The sequence below is a fragment of the Paenibacillus agaridevorans genome (assembly GCF_003112455.1).
GTDB lineage: Bacteria > Bacillota > Bacilli > Paenibacillales > Paenibacillaceae > Pristimantibacillus > Pristimantibacillus agaridevorans.
Window position 1 is genome coordinate 1 of sequence record NZ_BDQX01000171.1, and the last position, 19,488, is coordinate 19,488.

The 19,488-nt window shown below is 48.8% G+C and carries 15 protein-coding genes; 5 read left to right on the top strand and 10 right to left on the bottom strand.

Annotated elements, in window-relative coordinates; translation table 11 throughout:
* Positions 1-214: 214 nt before the first annotated feature.
* From PAT3040_RS15235 to PAT3040_RS15245, 3 genes are all read right to left on the bottom strand, one after another.
* Positions 215-877: an RES family NAD+ phosphorylase gene (locus tag PAT3040_RS15235; protein ID WP_108993410.1), complete on the bottom strand. Its 663-nt coding sequence runs from the start codon at positions 875-877 to the stop codon at positions 215-217.
* A gap of 462 nt (positions 878-1,339) precedes the next feature.
* Positions 1,340-2,257 (bottom strand): nicotianamine synthase family protein, encoded by a 918-nt coding sequence (locus PAT3040_RS15240; RefSeq protein WP_108993411.1) that lies wholly within the window; start codon positions 2,255-2,257, stop codon positions 1,340-1,342.
* A gap of 162 nt (positions 2,258-2,419) precedes the next feature.
* Positions 2,420-3,322 (bottom strand): helix-turn-helix domain-containing protein, encoded by a 903-nt coding sequence (locus PAT3040_RS15245; protein WP_108993412.1) that lies wholly within the window; start codon positions 3,320-3,322, stop codon positions 2,420-2,422.
* Between the two features lie 136 nt (positions 3,323-3,458).
* On the opposite strand from PAT3040_RS15245, the gene PAT3040_RS15250 reads away from it, so the two are divergent.
* On the top strand, positions 3,459-4,445 hold the full coding sequence (locus PAT3040_RS15250; protein WP_108993413.1) for a Gfo/Idh/MocA family protein: 987 nt from the start codon (positions 3,459-3,461) through the stop codon (positions 4,443-4,445).
* The gene (locus PAT3040_RS15255) at positions 4,442-5,434 is read left to right on the top strand and encodes a Gfo/Idh/MocA family protein (protein WP_108993414.1); all 993 of its coding nucleotides are present in this window, start codon (positions 4,442-4,444) and stop codon (positions 5,432-5,434) included. The genes PAT3040_RS15250 and PAT3040_RS15255 overlap by 4 nt, the downstream gene beginning before the upstream one ends.
* 107 nt (positions 5,435-5,541) lie before the next feature.
* Here the strand turns inward: PAT3040_RS15255 and PAT3040_RS15260 are convergent, their stop codons facing one another.
* The 4 genes from PAT3040_RS15260 to PAT3040_RS15275 form a co-directional block, all read right to left on the bottom strand.
* Positions 5,542-6,138 (bottom strand): hypothetical protein, encoded by a 597-nt coding sequence (locus PAT3040_RS15260; protein ID WP_108993415.1) that lies wholly within the window; start codon positions 6,136-6,138, stop codon positions 5,542-5,544.
* Between the two features lie 256 nt (positions 6,139-6,394).
* Positions 6,395-7,150 (bottom strand): UPF0158 family protein, encoded by a 756-nt coding sequence (locus PAT3040_RS38680; protein WP_258234988.1) that lies wholly within the window; start codon positions 7,148-7,150, stop codon positions 6,395-6,397.
* Between the two features lie 1,680 nt (positions 7,151-8,830).
* A complete protein-coding gene (locus tag PAT3040_RS15270; RefSeq protein WP_108993416.1) occupies positions 8,831-9,874 on the bottom strand; it encodes a glycoside hydrolase family 88/105 protein in 1,044 nt (347 codons plus the stop codon).
* A 44-nt stretch (positions 9,875-9,918) separates the two neighbouring features.
* Positions 9,919-11,970 (bottom strand): beta-galactosidase, encoded by a 2,052-nt coding sequence (locus PAT3040_RS15275; RefSeq protein ID WP_108993417.1) that lies wholly within the window; start codon positions 11,968-11,970, stop codon positions 9,919-9,921.
* Between the two features lie 119 nt (positions 11,971-12,089).
* Here PAT3040_RS15275 and PAT3040_RS15280 point away from each other — a divergent pair, with 119 nt between their 5' ends.
* Both PAT3040_RS15280 and PAT3040_RS15285 read left to right on the top strand, forming a co-directional pair.
* Entirely contained in the window at positions 12,090-12,929 is an 840-nt protein-coding gene (locus PAT3040_RS15280) for an AraC family transcriptional regulator (RefSeq protein WP_108993418.1), read from the top strand.
* Positions 12,930-13,082: 153 nt separating this feature from the next.
* Positions 13,083-13,706, top strand: coding sequence for a hypothetical protein (locus PAT3040_RS15285; RefSeq protein WP_108993419.1), 624 nt, complete (start codon positions 13,083-13,085; stop codon positions 13,704-13,706).
* Positions 13,707-14,585: 879 nt separating this feature from the next.
* Here PAT3040_RS15285 and PAT3040_RS15290 read toward each other — a convergent pair.
* The gene (locus tag PAT3040_RS15290) at positions 14,586-17,345 is read right to left on the bottom strand and encodes a glycoside hydrolase family 2 protein (protein ID WP_258234989.1); all 2,760 of its coding nucleotides are present in this window, start codon (positions 17,343-17,345) and stop codon (positions 14,586-14,588) included.
* Between the two features lie 197 nt (positions 17,346-17,542).
* On the opposite strand from PAT3040_RS15290, the gene PAT3040_RS15295 reads away from it, so the two are divergent.
* Positions 17,543-18,481, top strand: coding sequence for an ArsR/SmtB family transcription factor (locus PAT3040_RS15295; RefSeq protein WP_108993421.1), 939 nt, complete (start codon positions 17,543-17,545; stop codon positions 18,479-18,481).
* A 135-nt stretch (positions 18,482-18,616) separates the two neighbouring features.
* Here the strand turns inward: PAT3040_RS15295 and PAT3040_RS15300 are convergent, their stop codons facing one another.
* A complete protein-coding gene (locus PAT3040_RS15300; RefSeq protein WP_108993422.1) occupies positions 18,617-19,018 on the bottom strand; it encodes a ribbon-helix-helix protein, CopG family in 402 nt (133 codons plus the stop codon).
* A 155-nt stretch (positions 19,019-19,173) separates the two neighbouring features.
* Positions 19,174-19,488, bottom strand: a 315-nt coding sequence (locus tag PAT3040_RS15305) for a family 4 glycosyl hydrolase (protein ID WP_507763368.1), incomplete at its 5' end; no start/stop codon positions are given.

A 19,488-nucleotide genomic window follows, 5' to 3' on the forward strand; every position in this document is an offset into this window, starting at 1 on the left:
CCTCACAAGATATATTCATTTCGTCAATTTCCCATAACGTTTCGTATATTCACGACGTCCGACGAAGTCGGATGTGTCCGGCTGAATCTGCTCCCACTGCCAATATCTCCTGCCGGACCGAGGGCTTCAGCCCGATGCGTGAATATGGTGTTATCGGATGTACTCGACTTCATTGAACCTGCTCAAAAATTCGCTCTTGTCTTAGCTATAAAACTTAATCAGTACTATAATCTATTGCTTTTACGGTAACTTCTTCAATCCTTCTAACTTGTAATTTAGTAGGATCAAAAAAGGCTAAATTAATCCCTCCAAAATGTAAAGCACTTCCATACCTTATTCCATCTAATCCTTTACTTTTAAACCATTCAGCCATATATTGTGTAGGTACATAATCTAATTCTTTAGTATCAGGTCTAACAGGTTTTGAAAACTCATCACTTATAACTTTACGATAACTATGTGCTGCTACAATTTCTTGTTGTGAAGGTAATAAGTCTACTACCTTTAATGAATCTAATGCAGTACATTCAGCTATTGTAATACTTGCATTTAGCCATGGTTGCACTTCTGCAATAACAGTTTTTTTAGTTTCTGCTACATAGAGATAAGAAATGCCTCTTGGATTTACCCTACCAAAAGAAGCTTTTCCATCAGGAGGAGCATCTAGATCCTTATCATTTTCAAAAGGACTTAATCCATTAACTCTTGCTCTATAAAATTTTTGACCTTTTCTCACTTCATGTGTTTTTGTTGCAAGGCTGGAAAGATAATGCTTGATAAAATCATGATCCTGATCAATCAGAAACCTATTTTTTTCAAATAATTTAGTGAACTGTTGATACTTATTGAGAGCATCAACATTGTTAGATACATACATTTTGCTTTTCTCCTTTTATTACATTTGTATTTTTGAGTATTTCCGATAACGTTTCGTATATTCACGACGTCTGACGAAGTCGGATGTGTCCGGCTGTTTCAACTTCCCTGCCAATGTCTTCTGTCCGGGCCGAGGGCCGAATGGCTCGAAGCGCGAATATGGTGTTATCAGAAGTGATTTACTTCTGTGAATGTGCATACATAAATGTTTTATTTCTTTAAAATCTCTTGCGCGGTAAGATGTAATTCTTCTAGTTCTTCGCCTTTTGTTCATATTTACGTATTACGCAAATTCCACTGGATAAAATTCCAATACCTTCTAATTGACTATACCATGTCATTTGAACTAAGTATACAAGATCAGCGCCTTCCACCGCGTACTGTAAGAGGTCAAAAGCACTTAGATGTCTTGCTAAACAGCAAATAAAACACACTCACAAACACAAAAAAGAACCGCAAAACATCACGGTTCGAGCAATTGCCCTCTGTCTATCTCCACAAAAATCTGGTCCCCCCGACCCAAAAACAAAGTCGAATTAATTACCTGCTTCCCATCGGGAACGGTTCTATCTATAATCCTCCAGCCTTCGCGATGGAGCAGCGACTCGTCGATGGCTTCGTACATGATTTGACGAATGCCCTCTGCGGTGCGAGCTGCCACAAGAGCTTGCGGGGAGGTACGGCATATCTGCTCCAGCACCTCCCTTTTATTGCGGACAAGGCTGGCCACGAAGATTCGATCATAAGCGCTATAATCGAAGTCCGCTCCTTCCATCAGCTTGACGATTACCTTCGACTCCAAGCCCATTCGCTTAAGCAAGGTGCGAGATACCTCGAAGGCACCGCGATCCTTCTCCAGAGCGACAACTTCCGTTTTCCCGAACAAATGAAGCATGACGGGACTTAGAGGCAATGGGCCGCTTCCGACGAATACGATTGGCGCTTGCTCCGTCTTGCCATGCTTATCCAGCAGCACGCGCAAGAAGGATAGCTCTTCGCCTACCAGAGCGTTATAGACCCTCCATATCGGCATCGCAGCAAGCTTGTCCAGTGGAGAAACGTCGCCATGTGCAAGCTGCCGGGCATCATTTAATTCCGCAAGGAATTCTGCTTCGGATAGCTTATCTTGCAGCTTTCGCTGATTGCTTCTAATATATTCGTCTCCAAGCACTGCCAGAATCTCATCCGGCAAGTAGCGGGAACGCAAGCGGCTCATGAGGCGGCCGATGATCTCAGACACTTTTGCATTGTCGGGAGACAAATCCTGTTCATGCTGGAGCCGTTCATTCGTTTCCTTGAAAAGTCGAACAAAGTCTTCAATCTTATTCTCCCTCAAGTTCGAGTCCGTGTTCATTATCGTTTCTGTTGCCTGTGCATCCATTCGCGCTGCCCCTCCTTCAATCCGCGACAAGTTCTCACTTTTTGAAGTATATTCGTCCAGGCAGCAATCTAGACGAGCAATTCGGGTTATGTTTGGAGCAACCGTCAAACCTTCCTACGCTGCGCCTAGTTCCCATTTCAGTCGCAGGCTCATGATCCATAGTCAGGTTGACCGCGTCAGAACGTTCCCCCGCATTCTGCCTTTAAATTGTTTGGGGGTACAGCCGTTAAAGCGCCGGAACATCTCGTAGAAATGCGCCATATTTTCAAGACCGACCGCTGCGGCAATATCCGTTGCTTTCCGGTCGCTCATCGCAAGCATGCGGGACGCTTTGGCGATTCGTTTTCGGTTCACGTATTCCGTAAAGGAAAGTCCCATTCTGTCCTTAAAAAATTTAGAAAAATAAACGTAGCTCATCCCTGCTATACGGCTGACCTCCGTCATGCTGATCCGTTCGCCCAGCTTCTCGTCAACGTGGGCGATGACGGGTCTAAGCACTTGAGCGTCCGTCTTGTCATGCGAAGTGAGAATGCCCTCTTCGTCATGCCGAATCAGCGCCAGCATTAACGCTTTGATTTGCATGCTAACCGCTATTTCGTAACCATGCCTTCGCTGCATCACCTCATCATGAATTTGCCTGATGGCATTCCCAACTTCGTTGCTAGCGGTCAAGTTGCGGCGGAACATCCCGTTCAACGCGTCGAGCGGATGCAGCACTTCGATAAAGGAGCTGGAAAAATGCAGGGTCGCGGGATCGAAATAAGGCTCGAAATCAACATGAAGTACGATATAGGAGACATTCATGCCCACATGCGAATAGCCGCGATGAAGCTGATTGGAGCCAACAACCATAACCTCGCCAGGCTCTAGACTAAACGATTCGTCAACCGTATGCATCTCGTGAACGCCTTCAAGAACCAATATGAACTCTACTTCCTTATGGTAATGCCAGCGTGGAATGGTCGATTCCGCCTGCTTCCACTCGCTTTTCTGTTGCGTAAATGTCCACACCTTCAAACAAAGCTGCGGATTTTGATAGTGAATCGGTTCCTTAAAAATCTCCATGTCGTCGCCTCACAATGAAATTGATACTAATGTTGAATTTGGATACATTTCAACTAAATTATCGCATATACGCCCCACTTTAATCCATGTATGATTAGGACAATTCATCAATTCAGAACAGAAGGGACGATATGGGATGAAAGTAGCAGTATTGGGCAGCGGGGGCATGGGAGGCGTTCATGCCGATGTTTACACAAAGCTCGAAAATGTCCGCCTGACCGGCGTTTGCGACGTGCGAATTGAGCAGGCCGAAAAGTTGGCTGCTCGTACCGGAGCAACAGCTTACAGCTCCTTTGACCGGATGCTGGAGGAAGCCGATTTTGATGTAATCAGTATTGCGCTCCCTACCTATTTGCACAAAGAATTTGCGATCAAAGCGGCAAAAGCAAAAAAGCATATTATTTGCGAGAAGCCGATCGCGCTGACTGCCGAAGACGCCAAAGAGATGATCGCCGTGTGCGAAGATAACGGAGTGCGATTGTTTGTCGGGCATGTGGTCCGCTTCTTCCCGGACTATGCCAATATGAAAGCGGCGCTGGACAGCGGGAAGCTGGGTAGACCAGGCGTCGCGCATGCCAGCCGGATCGGAGGGCATCCCGGCGGCTGGTTCGCGGATGACTCCCGCAGCGGCGGCGTTATATTGGATCTCATGATTCATGATCTTGATTTCCTCCGGTCATGCTTTGGCGAAGTCAGCAGCGTATATGCGCTGAACGCCAAGAAGGATACTTTGGATTACGCGCTCGTAACGCTGCATTTCGATAACGGGACTATCGCGAACGTAGAGTCGAATTGGGGATATCCGGGGCCATTCCATACGAAAGCGGAGATTGCGGGAAGCAAGGGCATCATTAGAGCCAATAGTTTAAAGAGCAGCTCTTTGCAGATCGCGAAGCAAGGTTCGTCCAACGATCCAGGCGCTTCCGTCGTCATTCCGGGCAGTCCGGGATTCCGCAGTCCTTACGAGCTACAGCTGGAGCACTTCCTGTCCTGTATCAGTGACGGCGGCAACCCGATCGTAACGGCCGATGACGCTCTCAAAGCGCTTGAAGTGGCGCTCGCCGCCAAGGAGAGCATTCGGACTGGCAAAGTCGTTTACATGCAAGGAGGACGCAACCAATGAATCCATTAAAAATCGGCATGATTAGTTTTGCGCACGGACATGCCTTCTCCTATCTAAACTCCCTGCTCTCCATTCCGGAGGTGGAGATTATCGGCATCGCCGACCCTAAACGCGGAAGGGTTGCTGACGTTATAAGCAAGCACGGCATCGCTTATTACGACGATTATCGCAGCCTTCTGGAGCAATCGATGGACGCCGTCGTCATCTGCTCGGAGAATGTTTTCCATGCGGAATTAACGATTGCCGCGGCAAATAAGGGCATTCACGTATTATGCGAGAAGCCTCTTGGTGTCGGCGCCGACGAGATGAACGCCATGATCGAAGCCTGCAACAATAATAACGTCCAATTAATGACCGCCTTTCCATGTCGATACCTGCCAGCCGTAATACAAGCTAAACAAGCGGTGGAACGCGGCGAAATCGGGGATATCGTTGCCATTAAGGGAACCAACCGCGGCACGGCACCTAGCGGCTGGTTCGTCGATCCGAAATTATCCGGCGGCGGCGCTCTCCTCGATCATACGGTTCATGTCATGGACTTGATGTGCTGGATCACAGGCTCCGAACCCGAGGAAGTTTACGCCTATGCGGCCACCCTGTTCGATGAAAAGTTAGACGTCGACGATGCCGGCATGATTCACGTTAAATTCGAGAACGGGACGTTCGGCGTCGTGGATACCAGCTGGTCCAGGAGGGCTCCGTTCCCGACATGGGGCGATGTCACCCTGGAAATTATCGGCACCAGCGGCGTGATATCCGTAGATTCCCTCGGACAAGTAAACGAGCTATATAGCCAGGAAGCCGGCACCGGCCAATGGAATTATTGGGGCGACAACATGGATCTTTATCTGGTGAAGGCGTTTGTTCAAGCCATTAAGCAAGGGGATCAAGTCCCGATCAGCGGCGAAGACGGAATGCGTTCGGCAGCGGTCGCTTTGGCCGGTTATCAATCGATAGAAACGGGCCAGCCTGTAAGGCTTCGAGTCTAATCGACTTACGTACAAACTACATGGAGCCATGCACAAGTTGCATGGCTCCATGTTGTTAGGAAACGGCATTCTCCCTGAACGCACATCTCGTCCGCTGACGCTTTGTATCATCTGCGACGTACTCTTAAAAATATGATCAGCAAGATAAAAGTTGTTAGTATAATTACAGAAACAAAAACAATTGTAATGTACCCATTATCTGCTTCCATATTGATTGAAGATACTTCCAACGGAATCTCTTGGGGTATTATCTTGGAGGGTTCATATCCTGCTCCCAATGCTTTCAGTTCTTCTTGTGCGGATGCAAGAGTCTTGTTTCCTTCACAACGTCCGGTTTCAAGGCGATCTGGGTCACCGTAAGCAAAAACGACGTATTCTTTATTCACTTCGAAACCCTCATATCCACAACTTTTAGAACTCAATGCTGTGTGAACAGTCGTTTGAGAACCCAGTTCTCCTTTCCATACCGTTTTAACTTCAAACAGAACTTTTACAGGATCAGCGGAAGACCAGATCTTCCCTTGAACAGGTTTAGTCACACTCAATATTTTACCCGTAAAAATTGCGGTTTTCCGTTCCAACTGCTCTTCTATGCTTGGGAGTTCGGCACAAGAGCATGCGTTGACAGTTACAGGTTCGATTACGAACCACATACCGAATAAGATCAAATAACTCAGCAGGATCATTACGGTTCTTTTCCACATGTGATCACCTCATTGGAATGAATGGTGGAATTTACACATGCAAATAGACGAAGTCAAGCCTAGGATTGTTGCGTAATTCTGCCAGTTCTTCCACGCACAACCGCATCCGCTCATGAAGGCTGGCTGCCGTAATGACTTGTTGAGCTGTTGTTCTTCAGTTCACTCAATATTTTTTCTTTACAGTCGCCGCGATGGCAAACTACTCCTGGATCCCAATTCCCATAAGAAAACACTCTTTCTCGCTAGCAATAATACTTCATTCCTTCATTTCAAGATCCATCACTTTACACCATTCAATAACTAATTCCTTTATCTTTTTTTCTTTGAATTCATACCATTGTTTTTCTAAGTCATGTTCACTGATTCCGTCTTTAAATCTTCTAAATGCCCCTCTTCCTTGAATAGCTCCAAATAATTCTTCTCGAACCTCTGCTTCGTTTAATGTTCCGATAAACTCTTCTATTATTTCATACTCATGGTACTCGTTTCTTAATGTGAAATAGAGGTAAACCTCGTCTTCATCTTCGATAATTTTTATTGCTTGTTCAATGTTCTCTCTTTGCCAATCTGGATATTTTTCAAGTGGCTCTTCATCTTCTGCCGCTCTCATTTCTTCTTTAGATAATGTTATAACTTCGCCTGTCCGGGTGTTTATATATGTATCAGTTTCAACCATCTGAAATTCAATCTCATTAATTAGATCATCTAGTTTCACCGCTACTTTCTTCTTCATTTCACACACCTGCCCATTCATTGAAATCACTTCTATAGGCTTGCCATCATCGCCGGCCTTCAGCTGTTGCTGCCGAAGCTTGACCAATTGCTCATATCGCTCGCGGATTTTCGGTATTGCCTCTTTGCGTACCTTTTTGAGCCTCTCAGTTGACAAGCGATCGAGTTCAACTTTCTGCTCCGGGCTAACCTTGTACACTTTTGACGTTATGATATCACCAGTTTTATATACCGTATTCGATTTCTCAGGAGCCTGTTTCTCATTATCAATGTTCGACAAGTTCCCCTGCCTCCTCTTGTTATGGGTAAATTTGTTTCGCCTATGAGCTCATAGTTTTCCACCTGATAGGTGTACTCATATGCCGAAATGAATAATCAATTGGTTATTGTCTGAAGCTTTGACTGCTAAATCAATTAATGATTCTATTTCAATCTGCAAAGTTTCTCGCTTCAACCAATTTTTCGTTTGTTCCCAGTGTCCATTTTCATTCTCTTTTTCTTTCCAAACGGCATCTCCTCTTAAACTGAATGTGTCAGGTGCCTCTTCGATTAGTTTAAGCCATTTATCTAATATCCTTATAAGCTTCTCTGCTCCGGGCTTATTAATAACGGTTAACCCATAGTAATTTAACCTTGTGGCTTTCTTTTGTTTCGGGGTTATATGAAGGTAACCAATTCAAAAAGTCCGATAAGTATTGAATAATCTCATCTGACACTACAGATTTCTCGGCCCATGTATAACGATTAGCTCGGTACCATTCATATCTGTCATTCATATCAAAATCGCCGCTAAGAAGGAAAACTCGTGTATTAAACTCATACAAATCACCTGGGTTAGCCCGTGTTAATTTACTAGTCTTACAGAAATTATATTACCACATATTTCAACTAACCTGTTCGTTAATGCTTGCATCCAGTCTACCACCGATCGCTTGTTTCTTTTCCCGAATCTTTCATTCGATCTTGAACCGGTATTCGTTCAAACGTTGCTGTTCTGGTTTTGATAAAGTGAATGCTCTTGTATGTTGGAGAAACTTTTATAGGCACGTTTGGACCTAGTTACGGTCATTGAGTATCCCCCCGTTTCGGACCATATCGATCATCTGTTGAGTCGAATAACGTGCCGTTATTAATATCGATTCTCGACTGATCAAACATCTCCCAGATTTCGGTGTCGGCATCATTTTCAGCGATTTTTGCTTGTGTTAAGGTGCGATCCCTTTTTGATGTTTGCGTTTATCACGATTCCCTTTCGCCGTGCGGTCGCATACCAGAAAGGCTTGTGAGGTGTGCTTGGGATTGACGGCAATTTGATTCGGTCTGCGACGGGTGAAGGCGTTTGTTTGAGCTGCAGCTCCGGTCGCAACCAAGATTGTCATTAACTAGCAGCGAGATCGAATCGAAGAGGCTAAGAATCCGGGCGAACGAAGAAATAGGGGCTGTCTCAAGGGAGATTGCAAAGTTTAACGCAGCTTAATTCCAGGTAACTCTGCCTAGAAAAGGCAGCAAAAATTCCCCATAGACGTTTTTAACGTCTATGCCACCCGAAAGAGCAACAAAATCATCTCATAGTCGTTTTTAACGTCTATGGCGCCCGAAAGGGCAACAAAATCTCCTCATAGACGTTTTTAACGTCTATGGCCCTCAAAAGGGCAACAAAATCTCCTCATGGACGTTTTTAACGTCTATGGCCCTCGAAAGGGCAACAAAATCTCCTCATAGACGTTTTTAACGTCTATGGCGCCCGATAGGGCAACAAAATCTCCTCATAGACGTTTTTAACGTCTATGGCGCTTGAAAGGGCAACAAAAACACCTCATAGACGTTATTAACGACAATGGCGGCGCAGGGATAATCTCCCGCACCGCCATTTCTAGTTTTACACAAATTCTCCATCAAGCAGCTCACTTCAAGCAACAGAGCTACTGTCGATCAAATCTTCTTCCGTTACAATCGATCGTCAGTTCTCAGCCGACTCCCGTTTCACCTTCTCGATCGCCGAAGCCAGAAACGCGAGAGCAAGGCCTTGCCCCCAGCCCTGGGCCCACTTGCGGTCGATGCCGAGGTAGCCGGCGATGTCGTTCATGACGGCGGTGCCGCCGGATACATTGCGAACGCGGCCGTTGTCAGAGATGTTGTCGAGAACGCCTTCCAGCGCCTTCTGAACGTATTTGCCATGCAACGTATTGCCTTGCGTAATCATTGCCGCCGCAATTCCTGCCGTAGCCGATACTTCGCCGTAAGCTTCCGGATAGTCTAAAACGGTGCCCCAGAGACCGTCATCCTTCTGCAGCTTCTTGATTGCCGCCAGCTGATCGCGAAGCGCGCTCCAGATATGCATCATCGGAGGATAGAGATAGGCCTCCGGCAATATTTTGGCCGCTCTGGACATCGTGTAGGCCGCCCATGCATTCGCCCGCGCCCAATAGATGCCGGACATATGGTCCTGCTTGATATTGTTGTACCCGTGATACCAGAGGGCGTCGTTCTCGTCCTGCAAGTAGTTGATATGCCAATAGAACTGGTGCAGCGCGTCGTCTACGAGATGTTTTTTGTCGAACATGATTCCCGCGCGCAGCATAAAGTACGCCGCCATAAACAACGTGTCTGCCCAACATTGCTCTGGAAAATCGTTGTTGGCGGATACGGTGTGCTGTAAGACTCGGTCGCCGAAACGAAGCGCCTTGTTCTCCAGGTAATCCAGCTTGCTGTTAATCAGCTCCAGGTATCGGTCGTCCTTCGTCTGCTCGTAAAGCGTGAGCAGCATATGTCCGATCGCGCAAGAATTGACCGTCCAGACGGGAAGACCCGCTTCGATGTATTCGTCCACCCAAGCGATCATCCGGTCCAGATAAGCCTGGTCGCCCGTCACCTCGTAGAGACGGCTGACGCCGTAGTAGGCGACGCCGCCCGGCCAATCCCAAGTGAGGTCCATATTAAACGTATACTCCGCGACCTTTGCGGCGATTGGCTTTAATTCGCTTTCTTTGGCGTTAATTCTCATCTCCGTCATCCCCCTCAAATAATAACATTGCCACATGACGTCCGTTATCCTTGAAGCTTTATGATCCAGACATCTCTTCCGCCAAGCTCGGTCGAGCCGCTCAGCTCGCGACCAGACAACAGCTCGACGCCGGAACGATTGCCCAGATTCACTTGAGCCGCATCAGCGTTATGGTTCAGCACAAACAGATAGGACTGCCCTTCTTTGGAACGTACCGTCGTCTCCACCCCGTCCGGTACGGATGGGATAAGCGGCGCGATACCGCGGTCTGCGCACAACTGGGTCAACCAATCCTGCAGGAACAAAGCCTCCGGGCTTGTTGCCATATACCAGGCTTCGCCCGCTCCGAACTTGTTGACCGTAAGCGCCGGCATGCCTGCATAGAAGTCATCGCCATAGACAGCCTTCACCTCCGCACCTTCGGAGTGAATGAGGTCGCAGATCATAGCGCATTCGTATTCCTGCTTCAAGCCATCAGCGCCGTCCGCTGGCATTATCCGGTTGCTCTGAGTTGGCAGCAACGCGTCGATCTCTTCGGCCCAGATGCCCAGCAGCTTTCTCAATTCGCCCGGATAACCGCCCGTTTTCACCCGGTCGTTTTCATCGACAATGCCGCTGAAGAAGGTCGTGATTAACGTACCGCCATTCTGAGTAAATTGCTCCAGCTTGGCGGCAACGCCTTGCTTCACCATATATAGGACAGGAGCAATGACCAGATCGTATCCGCTCAGATCGGCTTCCACGCTGACGACATCCACGGCGATACCTGCGCGATACAGCGCATCGTAAAATTTATGCGCTTCATCTACATAACGCAGCGCGATCGTCGGACCGCTGGACATCTCGACCGCCCACCAGTTCTCCCAATCGAACAGAATGGCGACCTTCGCTTCCACGCGGGCATCCAGCAAAGTTTCGCCGAGCTCCCCAAGCTCCGCGCCAAGCTGCGCGCATTCGCGGAATACGCGTGTATGCTCGTGGCCGACATGTTCGATGACGGCACCATGATACTTCTCGCAGGCGCCGATGGAGCGGCGAAGCTGGAAAAACAAAATCGTATCCGCGCCTCTCGCTACTGCTTGGTAGCTCCACAGACGCATGACGCCAGGACGCTTTAACGAGTTGTAAGGCTGCCAGTTCTGCTGGCTTGGCGTCTGCTCCATAAGCATAAAAGGCTGGCCGTCCTTCAGTCCGCGCATGAGATCATGCATCATGCCCGTGTAGCTGTGCGGCGTATCGAATCTTGGATAGTTGTCCCAAGACACCACGTCCATATGCTTCGCCCATTTGTGATAATCGAGTTTTTTGAACGCACCCATCAGGTTGGTCGTGACGGGGATATCCGGCGTATGTTTCTTGACGGCGTCGTACTCCAGCTTGTAGCAATCCAGCAGGCTGTCTGAATGGAAGCGAATATAATCCAGCGAGATGCCTTGGAAATTCGTCTCCGTTCGTCCATTCGCTCCCTGCCATTCCTCGCTCCGTCCGCTAGGCAGAACAATGTCTTCCCAGTCGTGGAAAGTATGACCCCAGAATCCGGTATTCCAAGCGCGATTTAATGCTTCTAGCGTGCCGTAGCGCGCCTTCGCCCATTCGCGGAACGCTGCTTCGCAGTTATCGCAATAACAATTGCCGGCGCCGCCGTATTCGTTGTTTATATGCCAAATCAGAAGTGCCGGATGATCCTTGTAGCGCTCCGCCAGCTTCTCCGCCATGCGGGCCGAATATTTGCGGAAGGTCGGACTGTTCGGGCAAGAGTTATGGCGGCCGCCGAACTTCCGCTTGTTGCCGTTAAAGTCGACTTGCAGCACATCCGGATATTTGCGCGCCATCCACGCTGGATGCGCGGCTGTGCTCGTTGCGAGGCAGACGCCTACTCCATTCGCATGGAGCTTGTCCATCATCTCATCGAGCCAGCCGAAATCGTAAGTATCTTCAGCGGGCTGATTTTTCGCCCAAGCGAATACGTTAAGAGTCGCAACATCTATGCCTGCAAGTTTGAACAGACGCAAGTCCTCGTCCCAAACTTCTTTTTCCCATTGATCGGGATTATAATCGCCGCCATACCAAATTTTCGGTTTTTTCGCGCTGATCATCTTGTCACTCCTCGAAATATATGATAAAACCGCAGTATACATCTCCATTGTAAAACTTTCATATTTATGATCCCATATAAAAAAATCGAATATTCATATAAGAATATGGAGGTTTGATCATGAAACGACGCATCGTTCCCGCATCTCCGGCGGAATTGCTGCCTCTGCAGATTGAATCTATTGGAGCTAGCCCCGAGCAAGAGGCCATTGACAGGCCGAACGGCTATCCCTATTTCCACTGGCTGCTGACGATTGAGGGAGAAGGAGAGCTTTCGGTGAACGGTCATACGTGGAAAATGACACGACGTACCGGCGTGCTGATGACTCCCGGAACGCCGCATCGGTACGAAGCGAAAAACGGGGCCTGGCATTCGGGGTTCGTCACCTTTCATGGAAGCATGGCGGCAAGCTTCATTCAATCGTTCGGATGGAGCAGCGCGGAACGGTTTCAATGGGATGATGGCGACGACCGGATCTCGCAGTTTTTGGCGGAGATGCTGACCCTCGCCGAAACAGGTGGCGATCCCTCCGGCTTGCAGCTGTCTTCGGATTTGTACCGATTTCTAACGCTGCTCAAGACGGATGCGCGTACCGATAACCGTCCATCCATTACAAAGCGGCTGGAGCGAATCCAGCTGCTGCTGGACTGGCTCGAGACGGAATTCCCGGATCCCGGCATCGGATTGACGGAGATGGCAGCGATGCTGGATATCGGCGAGCGGCAGCTGAACGAGAAGTTCCGGGAGCTGTTCGGCCAGACGGCGTATGCTTATCTGATTCAATTGCGGATTCGTAAAGCGAAGGAATGGCTGCCCTCCCGAACGGACTGGACCATTCGCAGAATCGGGGAAGCTGTCGGCTTCCGAGACGCAAGCCACTTCGTGGCAACGTTCCGCAGGAAGGAAGGCATGACGCCGGAAACTTACCGCAGGCTGTATGGCACTTGGCCGGTGACGTGAGTAAGATTAGTCTCCAACGCTGCTTTAAAGCAGCCAACGAAGCTGCACCCCTTTGTTGGCCAGAAATAAAATCCGCCACCGCAACATTACCGGCTTCCACACGTTATTAGTATTGCGGGTGGAATTTTTTTCTATAGGAGGGAGACTGCTTCATTGAACAGACCTATTTATTCGCTCATGGCTGCAATCATCGTCCTTGTGAGTGTCACAGCCTGTACAGTACAAAATAACGTTCAAGAACAGGCCGTTGAAATGACTGATAATAGTGGGAATGAGAAAGACATCGTCAAGTCTGAGGTTGCAAAAGAGATTAATGACATGCCGAGTCAGAATTTAAATCGCGATAACATTCTAGGACAAACGGGCGTGTTAAAGGAAACGAACGAAAGTTCGCCAAAAGGGGCCCATTTCACCTATTTGTATACAGACGAAGCAGGTGAAGAAGAAATACTACTTGAGCTATACGCAAGAAATATCGATGAAATTGATTTGGATGAGGATGGCATAACTGAGCTAGTCGTTCTTATGCCGGGGCCGCTCATGTCTGCAAGAATATACGATCTTGTAGATGGAAAGATATCGTATATTGATGTTAATGAGGTATTGGGGAGCAATTGGTCATCCAGCTTAAACGGCGTGGGTAATGTCAAACGCGAATATCTTAAAGATATACAAGCCGGTTTCGAAAATGAGGACGGAAGCTCAAGAATAGAGGTTTATTCATTCAAAGATTTGCAGCCTATTTATATCTCCCCTCTCATCGATGTAAAAATGTAACGGTTGAGCAATCGTACAGACATCAGGAAGCTGTCGATTAACTGTGCATAGGTGAAACTGCTGGCAACTGTCCTTTAAGAAATGAACTGGAACTACTTCTACTTTTACGGAAATGAAAAGCGTTATTTCAGCAAAAAGCAAAGTTTCGCGATTCTAATGGAACTGACGGCCCTTATGATGGCCCAAAGTCCGCGGTTTGCCTAGATTTCTCACGAATAAAGTCGCAGGGTTCCGTTAGATTTTAAAATCACGCCAAACGATCAAAATAAGAGCTCTCATTTCCGTTTGCAGGGTGGCGATGTTCAATTGTAGCTATATTTCCAGCTTTGCACACAATGAATCGACAGTCTCATCAGCGACGCTATTTAGTGGAAATCATGCAATATAGTGATTCGCAGATATCAATATAGTCGTGTATGTCCGCACCGAAAAACATTCCTCATCGCCCACCTATCTGCTTGCATTGACCGCTATCTCAGTCGTGTCCCTCCAACAAACATTGCATCGCATGTTTGGATCCTTATCTCCATTACTCAGTTGATTCGTTCAAGAGCTAACTATCGGCGCTCCTCCACTGATGAATATCCCCCTTACTCAGAAGATTCGTTCTAAAGCTAACTATCGGCGCTCTACCTTTGATCAATATCCCCTCTATTCAGGACACGTTAATACGCAATCTATTCTGAATAGAGGTGGATACCGTTCAGAGGGAAGTGCGGACGATCGATTTAAATCGGGTACCAGCATAGTTAGAAGAATTTCCTGAGTAGATGGGATATCGTTCCGAGGGATGCGTTTGGCCGGCCAAAGCCGCTCGGCCTAAACAAAAACAAAACTGCCACAAGGCATAATAATAGCCTCGGGGCAGTCCTGCTGCGTTTAACGATAAGTAACCAGTATATCGATCGGATAACGACCGGCATTTCTGCCGTACAATGCAAGTCCGCCTTCCTTCACCTCCAGCTCCAAAGTAAAGCTGCGGCTCCGGTTCAGCTTTGCAGCCAAAGCGCTCGGCACTTCTATTCTGCACAAATAACCATACGACCCTGCTTCATCCAGTTTGTTCGATTCCGACTGATAATGCCACGATAACACGCCTCTGCTGTCCGCAGGATCGTCAGGCAAGTAAATACTGTCTACTTTCAGTCCGTCTATGATAACGTTGACCGTTGAGTCGTGCCTTACCGCATCCGTCATGTAATACGTATTGGGGTTGCGCTCCGTATTGGCATCCGCGCCAAGCATAAAGGACAGGTCGGGGCGTTTGTATTCTCCGCCTTCGATATTCCGTGCCAACAATCGCTTTGCACTGGCTTCGAACAGGATCTCCATGTGGCCGATGACGGACTGCTCGTTATGGTCAGGCAACTGAACGTTATAGACGAAACGTCCTGTCGGACCGCCATTTGCCTTCTGTCCTTGAATCGCATTCCATTGATAAGCCCAGTCATGCTCTGTAAAGGCAGGAACCGGCACGTTTACAACCCCGCCTTCTAAGCCGTAAATTTGCCCGTCAGCGCTGCCGCTCCGAACGTCGAACGTCGTAAAGTTGCGCATGACGGTCTCGCCGCTCGCGGTTTGAAGCCGGAGGGCAAGCACCGCAACCGCATCCTGCTTCGGAAGCGTGAGCTGCAGCGATTGCAGAGGAGACACGCCGTATCCGTTCCATCCCAGCAACAGTTTTCCTTGATCCGCAACGACTCTGGATCCCAACTGATCGTACCAGAGCTCCCAATTCAACTGCAGCTCCTGTCCGAAATACCGATCGGAGTAACTGGAGCGAAGCAAAGGAACTGCGACGGTTGCTCCGGCATTGACGGTTTGGCAAGGCGGCGCATCGATGACGATGAAATCCGGGGCATGCAGGTCGGCGATCGTCATGCCGGGCACGAACCATTCGTAGCCGAATTTTTTGTCCGTTCCGTCCAGCCGGTAGTAACCGTTGAATTCGTTGGTCACATCCCGGAATTCCGTAAATACGAAGCCGCAAAGTTTGTCGTGCCTGCGGAATTCATTCATCATATATCGATAATGCCAAGCCAGGTCGCTGTCACCCGCTCCTCCTTCTATCCCCCACACATTACCGCATTCGCTGTTCATTAAGGGCGCGTCGGTCTGCACATTGCCGCCAATATAATTGAATGGGGAACCGGGGAATGTCTTGTCCACAACGTCCTGAAGATGTTCTCGCAATTCCTTGTAACCATTAATATAGAAGTGCCAAGTATTAATATCCGACTCCACATGGTCAAAGAGCGTCGCCGAATTGTCCTCGATAATGCGGGTTGGGTCAAGCTTTTTTGCCCATTGGTAGATTTCCCGAACCCAGTTTTGCGTCTCCGGCAAGTAGTTGCTTGGATGCAACTGATCGCTGGACAGACCGACTTGATCGCTATTGGTCTTGAGCCCCCATGTTTCGTTAAACATAACCCAGGAGAAGATCGAAGGGTGATTGTAATCCCGCTCGATGACCTCCCTTGCTTCGCTTACATAGGACGCGCGAGCACTCTCGTCCGGATTCCCCCAGAAGCAAGGCATATCCTCCATCACGAGAATACCGAGCTTGTCGGCCCAGTACAGCTTGCGCGGCTCCTCCGGCTTAATATGAATGCGTACGAAATTAAGACCGAGACGCTTCATCATATAAATCTCGTTCTCCATCTCTTCGTCGGTAGGATACGTAAAATATCCCGTCGGGTGGTATGATTGATCCAATGTCCCGTTTAAGTAAATAGGTTTGCCGTTGAGCGTGATCCAGCGATATTGCCGCTCGCCGACAAGCGCCGTACCGATTTCCCGAATGCCGAAGTACGTGCTTACGATATCACGACCGCCGGAACCAGCCTCCAACACAATCTCGCCCTCGTACAGATTCGGTTCTTCCGGAGACCACAATCTTGGCTGATCGACGTTGAAGGAAGTCACAATCTCGTTTACGCCTTCGACCAATTGCAAGGGGATGACATGCCGGACTTCGCCTTCGGCAAATGAAAACGATAACGTCGCAAGACCAGCTTGCCGGGCATGGACAGTTGCGGTCACCTCGATGGTTCCGTCAATCCCCGTTGCGAACCTGGCGTGATGAATAAAGTCCGACGGACGGGCCTCCAGCCAGACCGGCTGCCAGATTCCTCGAATTTCTCCGTAGCCCTGCTTCCCCCGCGCTTGATAATCGCGGTCGTTATCCTCCGCCCTTACGGCGATTCGGTTTGCCGCATCCCGCTTCCAGACATCCGTTACATCGAATTCGAAGGTGCCGTATCCTCCTTCGTGCGAGCCGACCAACGACTCGTTGATCCATACATCGCAGGAATAATCCACTGCGCCGAAACGAAGAAACACACGGTCGTTGGCATGGGCCGGCGACCAGCTTGCGTCTCGGCAATACCAGCCAATTCCCTTCTCCTGGCTGCCAATGCCGGAGAGCGGACTTGCCCAGGAGAAAGGTACCGTGATCGTCGATGCATAGGGATCGGCAGCCCAGCCATACCATTGCTCGGTCTTGCCGGCGTTTTCCCGATCGAATTGAAACTGCCAGGCTCCGTTCAAATTCAACCAGTCTCGGCGCTGCCAGTCGGGACGAGGATACTCCGGGCGAGGCATAGCTGCATTTTTCGTAGTTGCTAGTGACGTAGACAAACGGCACACAACCTTTCATTGGTTTATTGGAGGCGCTTTCGTCAATCATATTAGCATCAATATAGCATAATCACAATATACATTGCAATAATATAATACTTGCAAAGATCATGTGCAATCGTTTATTATCCATGTACAATCTTTTAGAAGAATCCGAGATCACTTTAGATAAACGGTTGTCGGGAGGGGAGATCGATATGGTAGATATAAGGCAAGAGGTTCTGCGGTATCCTGCCTCGAGGATTACGGATGTTGCCAAGGCATTATCCGGGGATTTGCGCGTGCGCATTCTCGAAGCCATAGGTTCCGATCAGATGAGCGTGACGCAACTGGCTCAAGTATTAGGCGTCGCTCAGCCGACCGTTTCCATTAATATTCAAATTCTGGAGCAAGCCGGGCTGATCGTTACCTCGCAAGGCTCCAACCGCGAAAAGTTATGCTCCGTCTCCGGCCGCTCGATTCTGCTTGAGCTTCCCGAGAAGCCAGGCGACGGTTTGCACAAGGCCGAAGAAATCCATATGCCGATCGGCATGTATTCCAGTTGCTCCGTGCAACCGACTTGCGGAATGGCCAATAAGGAAGGCACCCTTATCGGCTCGACGGATGATCCGCGCGTGTTTTACATGCCCGATCGGATAGAGGCTGCTTTGCTATGGTTTTCGGGAACCGGATTTGTCGAATACTACTTCCCCAATCCCATGCCTCCTGGCGTGGCGATTGACGAATTGAAGCTTAGTGCGGAGCTTTGCTCGGAGGCGCCGTCTTTCGCAATGGACTGCCGTTCCGATATCACCTTGTTTATTAACGGCAAAACAGTAGGAACATGGATTAGCCCCAGCGATTTCGGCGATCGCAAAGGCAAATTAACCTCTGATCGGTGGAGAAGCGGAACGGAATACGGCCGAATGACAGAATGGAGCGTGACAGGAAACGGCGGATTTGTTAACGGCGAAAGACTGACGGATACGACGCTGGCTACGCTTGGCCTGCAATACAACGAGCCCATTATCGTAAGACTCGAGGTCAGCGACAGCGCGGTGAACCAGCGCGGGATGAACCTGTTCGGCTCCACGTTCGGCGATCATCCCCAGGATATCGTGCTTTCATTCGTCCGATATACAACTCCGTCGGAATAAAGCCTGGGCACAGTCCTATAAAGAGGTTTGCTTCCATGCAAAAAAGTCGCCAATTGGGCGACTTTTTTTATGACCTGCTGGCTTTTGGCAGATGGTTGGCTGGATTCGCAGACAAAACAGAAGTTTGAAGTCTTCTCAATCCTTCGGCTTGTCTCCAATCAACCCAAGCAAAAACATTTGAGAGAAGGCGTAACCCTTGTACGTACGGGTCACGCACGCCGGAATCGTTAGATCATGTTCGATGTAGACAGCTAGAATCCGCTGCGTAAATTCCCTTTGATCCGTTAAGGAAAGCTCCTGCAATTGTTTGGCGAACTCTTTGTCGACGTTCTCTCTCCCGCCCAGCGATTGCTGCAATCCATAACCCGCTCTGTACAGATCAGCCGCAAGCTCCTCGTCCGTCCGTCGATGTTCGGCAATGTAGTTCGAGATCCAGTCGCGTACAAGAGACGAAGTATCCTTGTTGTTTTCCTTGGCGATTTGTTGAAAGGATTCTTTGAGATCCTTTGTTATGCGAATTTGCAGATTTGTATCCATGGAGCGTTCCCTCCTTTGTTTGTTATATTTATTGTAATAGAAATGTAATTACATTGTCAATACAACGTAATTACAAAAAAGCCAATCCTGAGGTCCAGTATTGGCTCTTGTTTTTGTATGTTATGATTTCTTGCACTGTTTTGGCATAATGCCGGTTACTTAGCCAGCTCACCGAATCGCGAGAAAATCGCCAGCGCGGGATCGATGGGCACCTCCGCCCTTTCGACATTCTCCGGAATAGGAATCGTCGGAGTCGGGCGTGGGCGCCTGTTCCCGAATTGGGGCAGCCATTCGCTCTCCGCGTCCAGCATCTCCGTCACCATCTCGCGGATTTCCTTTAGCGTGAGCACGGAAGACGTAAGCGGATCCATCGCGATAGCCTGCACGACCGTCTCAGGATCTCCGCTCTTCGCGGCTAACACGGTTAGCCGCTGTACATTAATGTTCGTCAGGTTAAGCGCCGCGCATTG

Excerpts from the sequence above, each read along its gene's own strand:
- PAT3040_RS15235 (WP_108993410.1), bottom strand. The coding sequence starts at position 877 with ATGTATGTATCTAACAATGTTGATGCTCTCAATAAGTATCAACAGTTC.
- PAT3040_RS15240 (WP_108993411.1), bottom strand. The coding sequence starts at position 2,257 with ATGGATGCACAGGCAACAGAAACGATAATGAACACGGACTCGAACTTG.
- PAT3040_RS15245 (WP_108993412.1), bottom strand. The coding sequence starts at position 3,322 with ATGGAGATTTTTAAGGAACCGATTCACTATCAAAATCCGCAGCTTTGT.
- PAT3040_RS15250 (WP_108993413.1), top strand. The coding sequence starts at position 3,459 with ATGAAAGTAGCAGTATTGGGCAGCGGGGGCATGGGAGGCGTTCATGCC.
- PAT3040_RS15255 (WP_108993414.1), top strand. The coding sequence starts at position 4,442 with ATGAATCCATTAAAAATCGGCATGATTAGTTTTGCGCACGGACATGCC.
- PAT3040_RS15260 (WP_108993415.1), bottom strand. The coding sequence starts at position 6,138 with ATGTGGAAAAGAACCGTAATGATCCTGCTGAGTTATTTGATCTTATTC.
- PAT3040_RS15270 (WP_108993416.1), bottom strand. The coding sequence starts at position 9,874 with ATGAGAATTAACGCCAAAGAAAGCGAATTAAAGCCAATCGCCGCAAAG.
- PAT3040_RS15275 (WP_108993417.1), bottom strand. The coding sequence starts at position 11,970 with ATGATCAGCGCGAAAAAACCGAAAATTTGGTATGGCGGCGATTATAAT.
- PAT3040_RS15280 (WP_108993418.1), top strand. The coding sequence starts at position 12,090 with ATGAAACGACGCATCGTTCCCGCATCTCCGGCGGAATTGCTGCCTCTG.
- PAT3040_RS15295 (WP_108993421.1), top strand. The coding sequence starts at position 17,543 with ATGGTAGATATAAGGCAAGAGGTTCTGCGGTATCCTGCCTCGAGGATT.
- PAT3040_RS15300 (WP_108993422.1), bottom strand. The coding sequence starts at position 19,018 with ATGGATACAAATCTGCAAATTCGCATAACAAAGGATCTCAAAGAATCC.